Origin of the sequence: Dyadobacter sp. UC 10 (assembly GCF_008369915.1) — a bacterium.
GTDB lineage: Bacteria > Bacteroidota > Bacteroidia > Cytophagales > Spirosomataceae > Dyadobacter.
The window spans coordinates 6,463,262-6,478,988 of sequence record NZ_VSRN01000001.1 but is presented as its reverse complement, the minus strand read 5'-3'; the positions used below and the strand labels follow the sequence as shown (position 1 = coordinate 6,478,988).

General features: G+C 47.4%; 8 protein-coding genes. 5 read left to right on the top strand and 3 right to left on the bottom strand.

The features are described from left to right. Positions 1 to 134 precede the first annotated feature (134 nt). Entirely contained in the window at positions 135 to 1,736 is a 1,602-nt protein-coding gene (locus FXO21_RS26695; RefSeq protein ID WP_149642952.1) for a T9SS type A sorting domain-containing protein, read from the top strand. Between the two features lie 286 nt (positions 1,737 to 2,022). Next, positions 2,023 to 4,926 (top strand): T9SS type A sorting domain-containing protein, encoded by a 2,904-nt coding sequence (locus tag FXO21_RS26690; RefSeq protein WP_149642951.1) that lies wholly within the window; start codon positions 2,023 to 2,025, stop codon positions 4,924 to 4,926. On the opposite strand, the gene FXO21_RS26685 is transcribed toward FXO21_RS26690, so the two are convergent. Then, a complete protein-coding gene (locus FXO21_RS26685; protein WP_149642950.1) occupies positions 4,880 to 5,302 on the bottom strand; it encodes a response regulator in 423 nt (140 codons plus the stop codon). The genes FXO21_RS26690 and FXO21_RS26685 overlap by 47 nt on opposite strands. Next, on the bottom strand, positions 5,286 to 8,474 hold the full coding sequence (locus FXO21_RS26680; RefSeq protein ID WP_149642949.1) for a sensor histidine kinase: 3,189 nt from the start codon (positions 8,472 to 8,474) through the stop codon (positions 5,286 to 5,288). The genes FXO21_RS26685 and FXO21_RS26680 overlap by 17 nt, the downstream gene beginning before the upstream one ends. Before the next feature lie 304 nt (positions 8,475 to 8,778). Between FXO21_RS26680 and FXO21_RS26675 the strand changes: the two genes are divergently transcribed. Both FXO21_RS26675 and FXO21_RS26670 read left to right on the top strand, forming a co-directional pair. Further along, positions 8,779 to 9,423: a LuxR C-terminal-related transcriptional regulator gene (locus tag FXO21_RS26675; RefSeq protein ID WP_149642948.1), complete on the top strand. Its 645-nt coding sequence runs from the start codon at positions 8,779 to 8,781 to the stop codon at positions 9,421 to 9,423. Further along, the gene (locus FXO21_RS26670; RefSeq protein WP_192579336.1) at positions 9,404 to 11,335 is read left to right on the top strand and encodes a sensor histidine kinase; all 1,932 of its coding nucleotides are present in this window, start codon (positions 9,404 to 9,406) and stop codon (positions 11,333 to 11,335) included. Before FXO21_RS26675 ends, FXO21_RS26670 begins: the two co-directional genes overlap by 20 nt. A 156-nt stretch (positions 11,336 to 11,491) precedes the next feature. On the opposite strand, the gene FXO21_RS26665 is transcribed toward FXO21_RS26670, so the two are convergent. Next, positions 11,492 to 14,806: a T9SS type A sorting domain-containing protein gene (locus tag FXO21_RS26665; RefSeq protein WP_149642946.1), complete on the bottom strand. Its 3,315-nt coding sequence runs from the start codon at positions 14,804 to 14,806 to the stop codon at positions 11,492 to 11,494. A 219-nt stretch (positions 14,807 to 15,025) separates the two neighbouring features. On the opposite strand from FXO21_RS26665, the gene FXO21_RS26660 reads away from it, so the two are divergent. Next, positions 15,026 to 15,667 carry a response regulator transcription factor gene (locus FXO21_RS26660; protein ID WP_149642945.1) on the top strand — a complete coding sequence of 214 codons (642 nt, stop codon included), beginning with the start codon at positions 15,026 to 15,028 and terminating at the stop codon, positions 15,665 to 15,667. The last annotated feature ends 60 nt before the right edge of the window (positions 15,668 to 15,727 follow it).

Below are 15,727 nucleotides of genomic sequence, written 5' to 3'. Positions count from 1 at the left end.
CCTGTGATCCGGCTTCGTAATTCAACTACAAGGGTCATTCATATACTTGTTAATATCGATCAGATATTATAGAGGTGAAGTTACAGGCAGGATAGGTTTGTGATAAAATTTGTTACATTTTATCGCAAACGAACATGGGAAAGATCTCCAAAATTCAATTGTCACTCTTCTTTTTTTTACTGCTAACCCTGGACCTAGCAGGGCAATGCATTCAGGCAACAGGAAACACTACCACCACCATTCCACTGCTCTCTTCCATTACGAATCCCGCCGCCGCTTACGACCAAAATGACGGTGACGCGACTACCGCAGCGACCTTGACTGTCAACGGTGTCGGGGTCGCCACATTGAATGTGAATTTTGATGATTCAGCGAATCCAGGCGATTCCATTATTGTCCTTTTTGGCGTGCCTACCGCGAATATACTTGACTGGGGATCATTAGGCGGGACTACTTTCACTCCCTATTCCGGACTCAACGGTACCGGTTCGGCGAGTACACCCGTAACGGCTGCAAATCTTTCTTTTATCATTACTGCGGGCGCCAATTCGTTGGCCAGGATCGCAATACCGGTAACCAGTCTCTCGGGCGCGCGTTCCGTGCGGATTTCCTATCTTGGAATCGGTGTTGCTCTCAATAAGCGCACGTTTATCTATGACGTGTCGGTCAAAAATGGCCCGGTTGTGGTGAGTGCTAACCAGGCAGTTTGTTCTCCGGGAGGAAGCGCTACTTTCACGGGAACGTATAACGCACTGGGTTCGACGCCAATCGATGTCATTTGGTACGGTCCCGATGGCACAACAGTCTTGCAAACGGATGACAATCGTACCGGAATTCCTTATACGAGTACGTTTACGACGCCATTTGTAACTACTACCACAACTTTTTACGTTCGGGAAAGGTGGGCAGGCTGCACGTTACTCTCAGATCCCCGTCCAGTGACCATTACGGTCCGCGCACCGCTCGTACCCGACATTTCAGTTACGTGTGGAAATCCGGTATCATTATCTGTAACCACATCCGGCTCTTCGGGAAATGAAACGTATAATTGGTTGGCATTGAACGGTGGCAACATTGTGTCGGGAGCAAATACAGGGAATCCGGTAATCGATCGGCCTGGCGACTACCAGGTCACTGTTTCGGATGCAAATGGCTGTTCTGGAACTACGACGGAGCGCGTGACCGCCTCCCACTGCGCCCAACTGCCGGTAAAATTGGTATCATTTCATGCTAAAAAGGAGGAGAATGCAGTTGTAGTTGAATGGCGGACAGCTTCGGAAACTAACAGCGACAGGTATGAAATAGAGCGTAGTATAGACGGGAAAGCCTGGAATGTAATTGGTACAGTGACTAGTCAGAACGACGAATCAGAATCCGTGAAAAATTACCTTTTTACAGACATAAACCCGAATGCCGGCGAAAATTTGTACCGGCTCAAAATGGTTGACAGGGATGGTACATTTGCGCTGAGCGTGATCCGGTCGGTATTCATCGAAAACAGCGGACTGACAGTTTATCCCAATCCGGCGTCCGGGGTTTTCTATATAAAGGATCCGGAAGCCGCCAGGGTTAAGAAAATTTCGATTTTCAATGCGAAGGGGCAGTTAGTGTATACAGGGGATTCAGTTCCTTCTTCCGGAATCAATGTCAAAGGCTTGTCCGGGGGAATTCATACTGTTTGGATTGAGCATGCCGGTGGTGCCAAAAAGTCATTGAAAGTCATTTTATACAGGTAATCTGGGATCAGTAGACGCATCCCCCGTCGGCTTGCTATTTTTCATCAATCAATTCGACTGGCAGGCCTCCGATAACATAGGAGGCCTGCTTCGTTATCTGTGGATTGCAGGAATAGGCCCTTGCCGGATTGTAGTAATATAGCGACATCGATAGTGCAAATACTAATTATTCTTCTCCTTTTCCTGACAAATCTCTCTTTCCTGCTGTCCTAGTTTTGCCCTGATGAAAGATGGAATAGAGGGTCATCTGTGTTATAAGCTTTCATGAAAACATAAATAACAAAATATGGACTTACGTTTACATTTCAGACGAGCAAGCTATGTAGCGCGGCTCTTTTCGACGTTGACCGGGAGCACCCTGGGCTACTGTATAAAAATGCTGGCTAGAAGGCAGCCAGGCAGGAATTTGTTTCCTGTATTAATTGCATTCGGCTACTTCGTTACCAATGCAAATGCACAAACCTGTGCGACTGTTGAGCGCTTTCAAACCACCACATTTGCAAGGCCTTCCACGGGAACGGGAGGGACCGTTCCAATAGCCGGATATAGTCAGAATAACTGGCAAGGTAGTGGGGCAGGCAACATTGATAGAGGTCCTGGCAGCATTTATTTCAGTGATAACACCAATACACAGACATTTACGCAAGCGGTTTCAAACGTGAACCTGAAGGGTACTGGCGCAACATTTAGTATGACCTTCTCCGCTTTTAACGGGAACTCGCTTTCTTTTCCTTATGATGGCAACCAATCTGATCTGAGGATTAGTTATGCCGGCGTTTTATATGCAACTATTTCCACTTCAAATGGAACGGCAACAACCGGTGCAGGTACAGTAGCTTTTTTTAACGGCGCTGTAAATTCCACAAATGGCTCTAATGCCTCATACAACTACGATATCAACGCCAACGGAGGGGCCGGTTTCGTCCATACACTCAGCTTAAGATTGCCGACAACAATTCCCAATTCAGGATCATTTACCGTAGTATTTGTGCCGAATGCAAATGCAATTGATCCGCGTACTTTTTCAGATGACTATAATGTATTTACCGCTTCATTGTTGTCATGCCCTATTATTTACTCAGGGACTATTTTAGACGATGCCAATGCTTTAACAGACAACCTGGTCAACGGTAGCCCCATTAACACAGCAAGCGTAGCCGGCTTGCAGGTTGCTTTGTACGATGGATCCGGGAACATCGTCGCTGGTACGACAACAAATGTAAATGCCGACGGTACATATAGCATTTCGCATATCGGGACCGGAACCTATACGGTACGATTGTTGAATTTACCATCCACCTACGTAAATACCGGAGAATCGTCCAATGGTACAGGAACAATCCCGGATGGTACAGCCGATGGGATCGTAAGCGCCTATACAATTTTAAATGCCAATACCAACACCGACAAACCAAACGGCAACATCGGCATCCAGCAGCCACCTCAAACCGCTGTCAGTTCTATACCTGCCCAGCCAAACCCGGGAGGCAGCGTGGCAGTAGCTATTCCTGCAACTGCCTTCACAATAAGCACAACTGCCGACCCAAATACAGGTGACGCAGCGCCGGGAGTAGTGAACTATATCAGGATCACTTCATTTCCTGCAAATGCTACAAGCATCGTGATCGATGGGGTTTCCTTCACAAGTCTGGCAGCTATCAACCTGGTATACCCGAATGGAATTCCAACGGATGCTTCCGGTGCACCGACCGTGTCCGTAGGTGTTGATCCGGTAGATGGAGCAGTCACTGTGGTGCTACCAATTGCTGCTGTTGATAATGGGGGAGCGCAGGATCCGACCCCGGGCAGCATCACAGTTCCTTTCTCAGATGCACTTGTATCGGTAAGTGGTAATGTATGGAATGATGCCAATGGAGAGGCAACGAAGGATGGTTCGGAGCCTTTTACAAATGGAGGAGGGTTATTTGCCAATTTAACGGATGCTTCCGGGGCAGTGGTCGCTTCGGTGCCGGTAGACGCTGCAACGGGTGCCTACAGCTTTTCAAATGTGTCGCCAAATACAGCATACTCGATTGTCCTGACGGAAACCGGCCAAACCAACGGCACTATCCTCACGGCCTCGGATCTTCCCGACGGATGGGAGAATACAGGGGTGAACCTTGGTGGTACGGCCGATCCGGGCAACAAGACCGGGGTCATCGCACTGACAACCTCGACTACCGACGTCAGCAGCGCGAACTTCGGAATCGAGCAAACGCCGACTGCCGATGATAAGACTATTTCGAATCTCCCTAATTCCACTTTCAGTTCAATGCCGCCGTCAGGATTTCCTCCGGTAACTGATTATGTGGCTGTGGCAATGAGTGATCCGGCATTACTGCCATTGAGTGGAAGCGACCCTGAGGATTGTGCTGCGGCGGCTTCATGCAGCACCGGATCCACTTTTATAATTGAATCAATTAATACGGCCAATACAAAACTGTACTATGATTTTGGTGGCGCAATAGGTGTTCAGGAGGTAATTCCAGGAACTTCTACCGGTGTAATCCCGAATTTTGATCCCGCAAAAATGGTCATTTATGGTGCAATCGGATCAGGAAATTCCACCAGTCCACTTGAATTTACCTACCAGCTTGTGGATGCTGCCGGTATCCCTTCGCTCCCGGCTACGTATTTGGTGTCTACTGAGTCATCCCTTCCGGTCGTGCTTTCAAGATTCACCGTTAAAGAGAGCGAAAGCCACGCTGCTTTGCTTAACTGGACAACCACCGCGGAGACTAATAGTCAGAAGTTTGACATACAGCATAGCGCCGATGCTAAGACGTGGGATGTAATAGCAAGTGTGGATTCAAAAGGTGAAAGTAAGGACATCGTCGATTACAGTTACACCCACACTTCCCCTTTCCCCGGCGAAAATCTGTACCGCCTGAAAATGGTAGATCTGGACGGGACTTTTACATACAGCAGGATCGAGCGTGTCAGCTTCGCAGTGGCATCACTTTATCCAAATCCTGCCTCAGATAAAATAGTCGTCAGCTTTCTGGGCGAAGGTACCAATGATGTGACTGGCGTGAGTCTTATTACAATGGATGGCAGGTATGCTTATTCGGCGAATAAGTTGGTGAATGGTACGATAGACGTAAGAAACCTTGCTGCCGGAACTTACATTGTCGCTATTACTTTCAAAGGCGGGACGGTACGGACTTCGAAAATCGTGATCGTGCGATGATTGATTCGATGCAGGCAATTAATCTTTGTTTGTCATCCTGCCCGCCGAGATAGCCATCGGCACCTGCCATGAAGTAGCTCGCGCAGTCTTCATGGCAGGATGTATAATCGTATACGATGATCTTCGATGCAGGAAACGCTTCTTTGCAGGTTTTTACTGAGTTGAGGCGGTTATTCAGGATACTATTACTCACACTGAGAATAATGATAAATGGTTCTTCCGGTGGTTGGTTTCTTTTAAATTTTACAAGGGTCCGGGCTGTTAAAAACCTGGCCCCTTTGTATTGAGAGGTAATTAACATCGATAAGCCTGTCAGCATAATCGGGAATGGATCGATGATGCCGATCGTCAGCATGTCTCTATCTGTGCTGAACATCCGCATGGTCGAGGTTTTGTTGTTGTTTAAATTGGGACAGCAAAAGCTTCACGCTGGTACCGGTTTCAGAAGTTTGTACCCTGATTCTGATACCGAGCATTCGGGCGATCTCCTTTACGACGACCAGGCCGAAACCTGAACCCGGAGAATCATGGCTATGAAGTTCTTCCTCGGCCCCGGAAGTGATGTTGAACCAGTCGGCAATTTCCTGCGGCATTCCGCTTCCTGTATCGGAAACCGAAATGATGACATTTTCCCCTCTTCTTTCGGCAGACATTACAATCGAGTCCTCATAGGTTGATTTCACGGCATTATCCAGCAGATTATGAATAATGATTTCCAGCATCTGGCGGTTGCCATTGACCAGGATATCCGGATCGGCAACGACTTCAATCGTGGTTAAATTTGTTTCGGCAATACCGGCAAACAGATCAGATTTCGCTTCCAGAATTTCTCTGGGGGATAATGCTTCGGTGAGGATTTCTTTGTCCTCTCTAATGAGTTTGATGAATTTCAGTAAATCCTCAGTCATGACAAGTACCTGGTCCGCGGACTGGTGAATTAGATTTCCGATATGGAGGTACGGAAAGTTGGGGAACTCACTTTCGGTCTTCGTGAGTATGTTTCTTATATTGGAAGACAAATATTTCAGAGGGGACCGTATATCGTGGCTGATCGCCCCGTTGATGATCGATTGAAGTTGCAGCTGCCTGTTCAGGTTGCGCTCTGACTTCTTCAGGCCGTCCAATGCCTCCGACAGTTCCAATGTACGGTCCGCCACTTTTTGCCACAGAACCTTGTTTTTTCTGCGCAGATAGGAAGTACGCCATCGTACTGCAATAAGGATGATTCCGGCGAGGGCAAACATTACGAGCAGAATGCCGCTCCAATGCAGGAACCAGGGTTTGGCGACCCGTATAAATAATTTTTTCTCGACGCTTCGGTTACCAGATTCGGTCATTTTTCTGACCGTCAGTATGTAGTCGTCGGAAGGTTGGTTAAAGATGGTTATCCCAAGGTTTGTATCGGTGAAAAGCCATTCTCCCTCAGGTGCATCGACGGGTTGTATTTTGTATTGGAAACGAAGATTATCCTTAGCTCCGAAATAGGGAGTTGCCACCGACAGGGCGAAGAGACTGAAATTATGAGGCAGGGTGATGGAATCCTGCACCAGAACGCGTATCCCGTCCACATTGAACGCTTCGAATATGAATGGATGATCAAGTGCGGCATTTACAACTGATTCCGGATTGAACCAGACAAAGCCCGACAGCGAGGGAAACGAAATTAATCCCGCCCCGACCTTGATCCCGCAAGGTTGGCAGCCACCATTGAACTCGTTGGTCTGAAAGCCGTGGGGTTTATCATAATACAGGTAAAAAACGTCTTCAAGATAGTGATGGGCGTAATCCAGCAGGTCTTTTTTACGGGCCCGGAAAAGTCCTTTGTTAGTGGTAATCCAAAAATTTCCGGCGCGGTCCTCTATAATGCAGTGCGCGTAATCCAGATACTGGCTGCGGCCACCTGGCAACTTGGTCAGCACGCCGTTTTCGAGCAGGAACATTCCGTTACCGTAAGCCGTGATCCACAGGTGATTGGCGTCGCTTTGATAGAGGCTTCGAATATGGGCATCCTGTAATGCCTTTATTTGCTTTAGCACTTTTGATTTGGTATCGAGCTCGTATAAACCTTTCGACGTACCTATCCATAAGTGGCCCACCCGGTCCTGGTGAAACCAGGTAATTGTGGTATGGGGGATCTTAGTGACGTTTTGAACAACCTTCGACTTGCCCTGGTCGTGCAGGTAGCTGATGGTACCGTGGCCGCCGCCACACCAGATCCCCCCTGTTAAATCCTCGTACAGCTTGACTGGCTGCTCCGACATTCCCCAGATTCCCCGTATTTTTTTTGCATCCGGGCTGTATTGGTAAACGGAGCGCTCGCGACTGATCCACAAGTTTTGTTTCCGGTCCCGCAGCAGGGTATATTTATTGGTAAAATTATCATCCTGTATCTGCAATATCTCAACCGCTTTTTGATGAGGGGTCAACACAAAGCCTTGTGGTGTAATGATAGATGACGAACCGTAAGGCGCTTGTGCATAGAAGATATTATCGCTTTCTTCACCTGGTACCGTCATCGTTCCAAACGATTTTTGCGTCAGTACGAACAAGCCCTTCGCAAGGCTCCCCAGGAATATGGTACCATCAGATTCGTTCAGATAGGCGCTTCTGATATAGTTTTTGTCAAAGTCGAAGTCTTTCAGCAAGAGCCGTGTCATCAAAGCGCCATCATTCCAGGTGATCAGGTAGAGATGACTGTTTAGATAAGCGAAGAATTGATTATTAGCGAAGTTTCGGAGGACACGCACTTTATCCTTACCGGACCTGAATACGGGGTTCTTTGTTATATCACCCTGTAAATCGACGATCTGAAATTCCCCGTCCTTTTGTGGTTGTATATTAGTAAAACTGCTGCCCAGGTCATTTTTTTGAAAGAATAACCTGCCACCCACCGTAATGCAATTATCAATGTTATATCCCTTTCCCGCTAACTTACCATTGCTTTGGTGGCTCCATTGGAGTTGAGGGACCTCAGTTGATACCGGGTCTTTGATATTGACACTGAACTGCACTTTGCCGGAGTCGATCAGCACAACACACTGATTATAATAGACGTAATAGCGGCCCCTGCCGGCAGATATGATCCTGTATCCTTTGGAACCGGTCGAAAAAATCTCTTCCCGGGGTGGGATCGGGATTCGGGCCTTGCTCCACGGACCTAAATTGACCAGGTCCATATAAGGAAGGCCCGATAATGTATCACGGAATGCTTCACCGTTTTTAATCCTAATCGTTTTTTCAAATTCCGCGATGGCATACAAGCTGCCGTCGGGCGTATTGTTAGTGAAATTGACAAACCGCACGCTTTTTAAACAGAGCTGAAATTTAGAATACACCTTAAATGCCCTGCCGTCAAAACGTGCTAACCCGCCCTCTGTTGCAAGCCAGACAAAACCCAGCGAGTCGGCTATCACATACTTGACGCCATTTTGGGGCAAACCGCTTTCGTCATTGTAATTCCGGATAAAATAGTGGTCGTTGTCGTCATGGAATGCAAAGCAAATCGGGGTCGAAGCAATTAAAAAAAGTGCAAGTAAATAGTGCCTCATAGTTAAATAATAAGCCGGAGAAAAGTACTGCGGGGGATCTCCCTGTCAATTGGTATTTTTAAAAATATGTGATGTCGGTACCTGTCCGAATAGTCGGTTCAACTAGGCGATTGTAGTTATTAATCTATTGATTAGCAGTTGTATACGACACCGTTAATCGACAATGCAAAGGTTGGGCATTTGGCGAACGTGTGAAATCACTTTAAAGCAGTAATTTTCTACTACAATTGTTTGCCGGTCTACTATGATTGTAGTAGATTCCTCAACCGTTTACTAAGTTTCGTTACCCAAGAGTCCGTTATATATGTACAAGGACATATACACTTCCGAAGCCAACATTTTGCTGATTGACGATCACGTTTTGGTGGCAGAAGGTCTTCGTGAATTGCTGTTGCGCATGCTGCCTCCGGGATCCCGGGCAGATGTCTTTTCCTCTGTTGAACCGGCCAAGGAAGCGCTTCTGAAATGCCGGTATGACTATATTTTTACGGACCTGAACATGCCGGGGCAAGATGTTCTGGGCTTTATAACCTTTTGCCGTAAAAGCCATAAAGACATGATTATCCTCGTGATCAGCAGTATGATGGATTCAGCCAACATCAAAGCTTGTTTTACGGCAGGGGCAAATGGTTATCTCAGCAAGGCGATCGACCCGCGCGAGATCAAGCTGGCTTTGGAATACACCCAAATCGGAAGGAAATATGTTAGCAGCGACCTCATCGGAAGATTGGCGGACAACGTTTTTAATGGTAACAACACCGCACTCACAAACAAGGAACTGGAAGTATTGCGATTGATCGCCGCCGGTAAAAGGACGAAGGACGTTGCTGATTTGCTTTTCGTTAGCCCGATTACCATCATGACCCACAAAAGGAATATCATGAAGAAACTGAACCTTCATTCTGCGACCGAACTGGTCAAATATGTGTATGAGAACAATTTGGCTTAATGTAAATTTTTTCGGATTATGGGTTAGTTTGCTCTTTTCCATATCCTGCCTTGGTCAGGGCAATAAGCCAACTGATAAGGACTGGAAAGATATAGCGGACCAGCATCGGGCGGGGGCCATTCATGATACGGTTTACCTTTTGAAAGCACAGCGCCTGACGGAATCTTCATTTAAAGATCCGTTATTGAAGGACAGATTGGCCGATTATAAAAAAGTGGCGTGGAGCAATAAGGATTATCAACCGTTCCGGATCAAGTATTATGCATTCCTCGCCAACCATGCCAGTGCGCTTCATCAGGACGGATTTGCGATATATTATGTTCAGAAAATGGAGGAGGAGTTACAGAAAGTGAAGCCTTATGTGAACTCGCTGAACCAGCCGCGCTTGCTGCTGTATGTTTACGGAACAAATGATTACACCAACCATGAAAAAAGGCTGGCCATCATCGATAGTATCACGCCATTTTTGAAGACCTTACCAGCTTTGGTTTCCAGACAGACTGTCAATATCAATACCTGTATCAATGCATTTACCATATTAAAACAATCTGCGGCACTTTATGCGTCCAGAAAAGACACAACGAAAGCGCTTGAAATGCAGGATCTGGCCAGAAAGCTGCTGCGCGTGTTGAGGAACAAACCGAACGTGGATGCGGGTAAGATTGTGCATGGCCAGCTATTATTGTACCTCATCGAATCAGACGTCGCCAAGCTATTATCCAGAAAAGAGGAAGAGGGGAGAATCCTGAATGCGGCCTACCAGGCAACGATGTCCCGCGATACCGTGGGTAACCCTATATACAAAAGTGCGTTTGAAAGTACCATTTTGGGAAGACTGATAGATTACCATATTGCACGTAAGCAAATAGATAGCGCCAACTATTTTTTCGGACTTTATAAAAACAAAGTTCAATCATCAAAAGGTACAGCCACTGCGGACGGAAACCGGTTCCGGCTTTATTCAGGGAAAATTAATGCGGTTAACGGGGCATACGGGGCGGCATATGAGGATGTGCTGCGGGCTTCACAAATCACTGACTCCATTGTTTCGATCAGGACGGCCGACATTCAAAACAACATGTACGCAAATGTGATTGCCGAGCAGCGGTATGAGGCATTGATAGCTTCACAGGCACAGAACGGAAAACGAAACGTGATCATCTTCGCGATCATTATCGCATTAATAGCGACAGTTGCAGGTTTTTTGTGGGTACTGAGGGCCAATAAAAAGAAAGCAGGCAGGCAAATTGAGAAACTGAACGAAACCACGCAGATACAGATTGCAGAACTGGAAGCCCATGCCAATGTCATCCAAAAAAAATTGGGATTGGAGCTTCACGACGATATTGCCGGCAGACTGGCCAGCGTTGTAAACTACGTCGAAACAAAAATTCTGGAAGAACACGATCCTGGTACCAGGGATAAGCTGGCAGTGATCGCAGGTATGACCAGAAGTGCCTACACAAGTGCCAGGTCAAAAAGCCATGAATGGTATTTCAAGAGCTCGGAGGAAGAAAAGATTGCTTTTTCGCAACGTATATCCTATATCGTAAGGCTCGCTCTGCCGGATGATCAGTACGAAAAACAGATCGAAATAGACGATCAGTGCATTGAAGGCATGTCACCCGAAATGCGCATTCATTTACTACGGATTATACAGGAAGCGGTAGCCAACATTCTGAAACACGCCAAAGCCAGCAAGGTGAAGCTCTTTATTTATGAGGACGACGGTTCGGCCGTTTTACAAATTAGTGATAACGGCAAGGGTTTTGACCAGAAATTAAAACTTAAGGCGAAAGGGATTGGATTGGAATCGGTCAAAGCCAGGACCAGGGAACTGAACGGCTCGCTGGAAATCGCGTCGTCGGGAAGTGGTACGGAATTACTATTCCATATTCCGTTGAGAGGTTGAAATGCGCTGCTTCGCTGCCGGTTAAAGAGATCAACCTTCCGTCTGTGCCGGAAGGTTGATCAAGTTGCCCGGGATTCTTCGTTTTCCCAGCCATAAAGAGAGGACTTTCAGGAGAGCAGGACATAAGATGATGCGCTCCGGCGGCTATTTTAAAAACTAGTTTTTAACTACCGTACGGGACATTTTTACTCCGCTTTTGTAGATGATAGTCAGTATATACACTCCTTTGGGAAGACCAGACATTTCTATCGAATTTTTGGTAACATCTTTTTTGGTATATACAGCTTGCCCGCTTACGTTGTACAGGGTCAATTGCTGCATTTCCTCCATTTGCGCATCTTCGATAATCAGCCTGTCCGATACGGGATTGGGATATATCCTCACGGCGGCACCTTGTAACGAAACAGAGCGGATCTGGCTGTAAGAATAAGTCTCGTCCATGTCAACCATTTTCAGTCGGTAGTAGTTAGTGCCCCGCGCGGGAGACAGATCGGCAAAGTTGTATTCAGAAAGCGTATTGGTGAATTCACCAGCAGATATTTTGCCGATTGCGTTCCAAATACGTGCGTCGGCGCTGCGCTCGATGTCAAAGTGAGCGCTATTTGTTTCTGAAGAAGTAGCCCAGGTAAGCTGCACAGCCGATTCAGATTTTGCTGCGTCAAAGCGTATCAGGGTTACCGGCATGGGGTCTTCCCAGATGAGCTGATAAATGGCCGGAGTCGGATCCGGTTTGCCTGCCAGGTCCACATAGACATATTCAAATTGGGTAGAGGTATCCCCCAGCGTCTCAGCGGTCAGTTTAATCTGTAATTTCGACGGGTCGAAATTGTTGATCGGCGAGCCGTCCACCAGCAATACATTGTCATAGTACAGCTCTGAATTCGTTGGAACCGTTGTGAAGATGACAGATTTTCCCGTTAACAAACCACCTGTCGGCATGTCTTCGGGGTCGCTTCCCGAAAGCACGGGCGGATTTGAGCCGCCATTCAGGGTGATGATCTTCCCGATCGTCGGCTCGGAGATATTGGTTGTTTTCGGATCGCTTTCAGGCAATTGCTCCACCCCAAAATTGGCATTGGTCACACTTCCCGTCCCCAGATTGATGGTAAGCACTCCATCGGGTGTCCCGTCATTACCGGTGTTGTCGCAGCAATCTTCACCGGTGGCAACCCATCCACCGGTTCCGGTTCCCTGGAATGGGGACGATGTATTTGCAGCAGGATCGGTACCCAAAACGACTGTATAGGCGGCATTGGGTTCGACTTCCGTAAATCCATAGCTTCCGTCCGGATTGATCGGTAAGGTGGCTATCAGCGTAGTGCCGTTGTATAAACTTACATACAGTTGAGAGGCCCCGGTTGCTGCTATCGGGGTACCATTTACATTACTGTCGGTAAGGCCGTTGGCATCATGGAACACATTTCCGCATATCGAAGGCTTTACCGTGGCCGAAGTCGTGCTGTTTGTGCAATTAGTGGTGCCTGTAAAACGCACATAAACCGTGTAGATGCCAGATGCAAGGTCGCTGAACAGCGGGGCAGTTTGCCAGTTGGTACCATCGACGCTGTATTCGAAATCAGGGCCCAGGGGAGCCGTTACATTAATTGAACCAAGGCCATTTGTACAGCTGCTGTTTTGGATAACGATAGTCGGTGTTGGCGGAGACAGCGAAAAACTGATATCATCGATGGCCAGGTCATTACCGCTGCCGCCTACATTGTTGTTTACCAAAAGCAGATCGATCTCCGACGAGGTTGCGGTGAAAACCAGCTTGTATTGCAACCATTCGGTGATGGTTCCGTTTAGATCACCCGTTGTTGTTTCAGCAATGACAGCCTTGGTGACCGGATCGATGATTTGGAAAGATACATTCGGAGAAATAGGCGCTCCGGGTGTCAGATCGGCGATCCATGCTGAAAAGTTATAGGTTGCACCGGGAATAATACCCGTAAACCTTCTGCGGAAGAATTCGTTCTTGTCATATGAAGCATTAACGGCGTACATCATCCCGGTCCCGTCACCGGATGTATGGTCAAAGAAATTGCCCCAATTATTGAAATCGGACACTTTGGCGACAATTTTGTAATGCCCATCGCCTCCTAGTGTTGCATTCTGCAAAAGATGGTAAGAAGTTTGCCCGTTTACAGGAGAACCGTAGGTGCCGCCGGAATTGGTACCGAAAGTTTCCAGATATGCCTGGCTGCAATCCGTTGTCATCGGGAATGGATGTACTTCTCCTGTCTGGAAAATCACATGCACAACCTGGTCCGCTTCCACGGTCAAAGATGCGGTGGCACCGTCGAGGTCGGAACTGGAATTGGTATTTGGATCGTAAATCGTAATTTTTTGCAGATCCCAGCCGGAAGGTACGGCTTCCGTAACATTGTAGGTGCCAGGCGTAACCGGGATCATGATAGAGTTCCCGGTAGGGGTAATACGCACACGTTCATCGTCGACCCACCAGGTGGTGCTTCCGTCCAGGGCTCTTGAAAAGATATTGAAGTAAGGTGATGGTGTAATGCTGTTGGAACCGTCGAGCATCATAGTGGCCCACATCTCGTGACCAGCTCCGCCTGTCAGGCAAAAAGCGTCGAACGAGGTTGCTTCCGGCTGCTCCCATGTAGTGCCTGAATTCCACCTGGCGACATACCAGCCACCGGTTGAACGGATCGCTATGATAGCAAACACTTCTCCCGCGTCGTTCACCGCAATATCTCTGGCGGAAAGTCCGCTTGGACCAGCCCTTCCTATTGAAGTTACCGAGGCAGCAGTATTCCCGTTGGTGGCGTCGGGGACGAGCATGTACGAAAAGTTGTTAGAGCCGCTGTTTCTGGTTGCGTAAACCTTGCCGCTGGAAGGATCTACATCTATACGTCCGAAAACAAACGAGTTTGAAAATGCAGTCCAGTCGGTATTGGTATTTCCGGCACCGTCATACCGCAGGATAGCACCCGCGCTGGTTACGATATAAGGCCTGTTATCCCAGCCGCTTCCTACATCGCTGGCTGCAATTGAACCTGAAATGGCAGAGGAAGTTACGCCGTCAGCCGTAACGCGTACGGTGCCTGTTGAAGTCACGTAGAAAGCGCTGTTTCCCGGCCCCCCGTCAACGTGATTGACATCTGTAATAGATGTCTGGATCCATAATGATGAAGCGGCGTTCCGGTAATAAAGTGTACCGTTTGCTCTTCCGACACCCCATAGACGCCCATTTTGGGATGCACCCATATCATCGATCTCAATCTGTGTGGGCATGTCATTCAGGGTAAACCCCGCAACTGCCGCAGGGCCGCTGACAGAGAAGGAGACATCCGGACTCTGCGCTTCATTGAGCGTTTTGAGATGGACATACATATAGCCGGTGCCCTGGGCTATTGAGTCGCTATGCTGCGATAACAGTAATGTTGCAAACGCCAATGACCACTGCAGCAACCAGGTCGCGTGTTTAGCATGTAAATTCAGTTTCATCATTAATCTTATTTTTGTTTTGCATCATGGCCTTTTCCAGAAAACTTTCTTATCGTCTGTCTTTCAGCCTGGTTGCAAAACTATCTCGTTGCTAGGGTGGGAATTGTAGCAAACGAATCAAATTAAGAGAGTACCTGCACGATACTTATAGTTTAATTACTACACCTGAGTATTTATTAAACTTTGAGATTTGTTCCGCACTAACAACAAGATGACCCAATTATGATCAGGATTCTTATTGCTGACGATCACCCATTGATGAGAGCAGGAACACGTCAGGCATTAAATAATTTTATCGCTGAGGTGGACATTACAGAGGTGGATAGCTTCAAAAAAGCAGTTCATGCAGCGGATTCCGTTGACTTCGACCTGGCCATTCTGGACATTTCGATGCCTGGCGGCAACAGCGTGAAAATGGTTGAGACATTCAATAAGAAAAAGCCCGGACTACCGGTGCTGATATTGTCATATTATGACGAAAAGTTGTACGCATTAGCATTTATTAAAGCAGGCGCCCGCGGTTATATCACGAAGGATGCGCCCGAATCCGAGTTCAAAAAAGCGGTAGAAGGGATTCTGTACCATCAGCGGGTGTATCTCAGCGAGGAATTGCGGGAGGAAAGTTTCCGGATGTTTATGAGGACCGGAAAGGGAAGGACCGAATTTTCCGGTGAGCTCTCTGTGCGGGAACGAGAAATTGCTCAAATGTTCGTTTCCGGTATGTTCGTTGCGGAGATAGCCGCTGTACTAAATCTTCATACATCTACCGTAAGTACGCACCGCATGAGAATTTTGCGTAAAATGGGCGTGACCAACGTCATTGATCTTGCAAAAAAGTTCAATATGCTGAATGAAAATGAATAGGATTTCGCTTCCCGTTTTCTCACTATTATAGTTAAATAACTACATTGCAGCTATACTAAT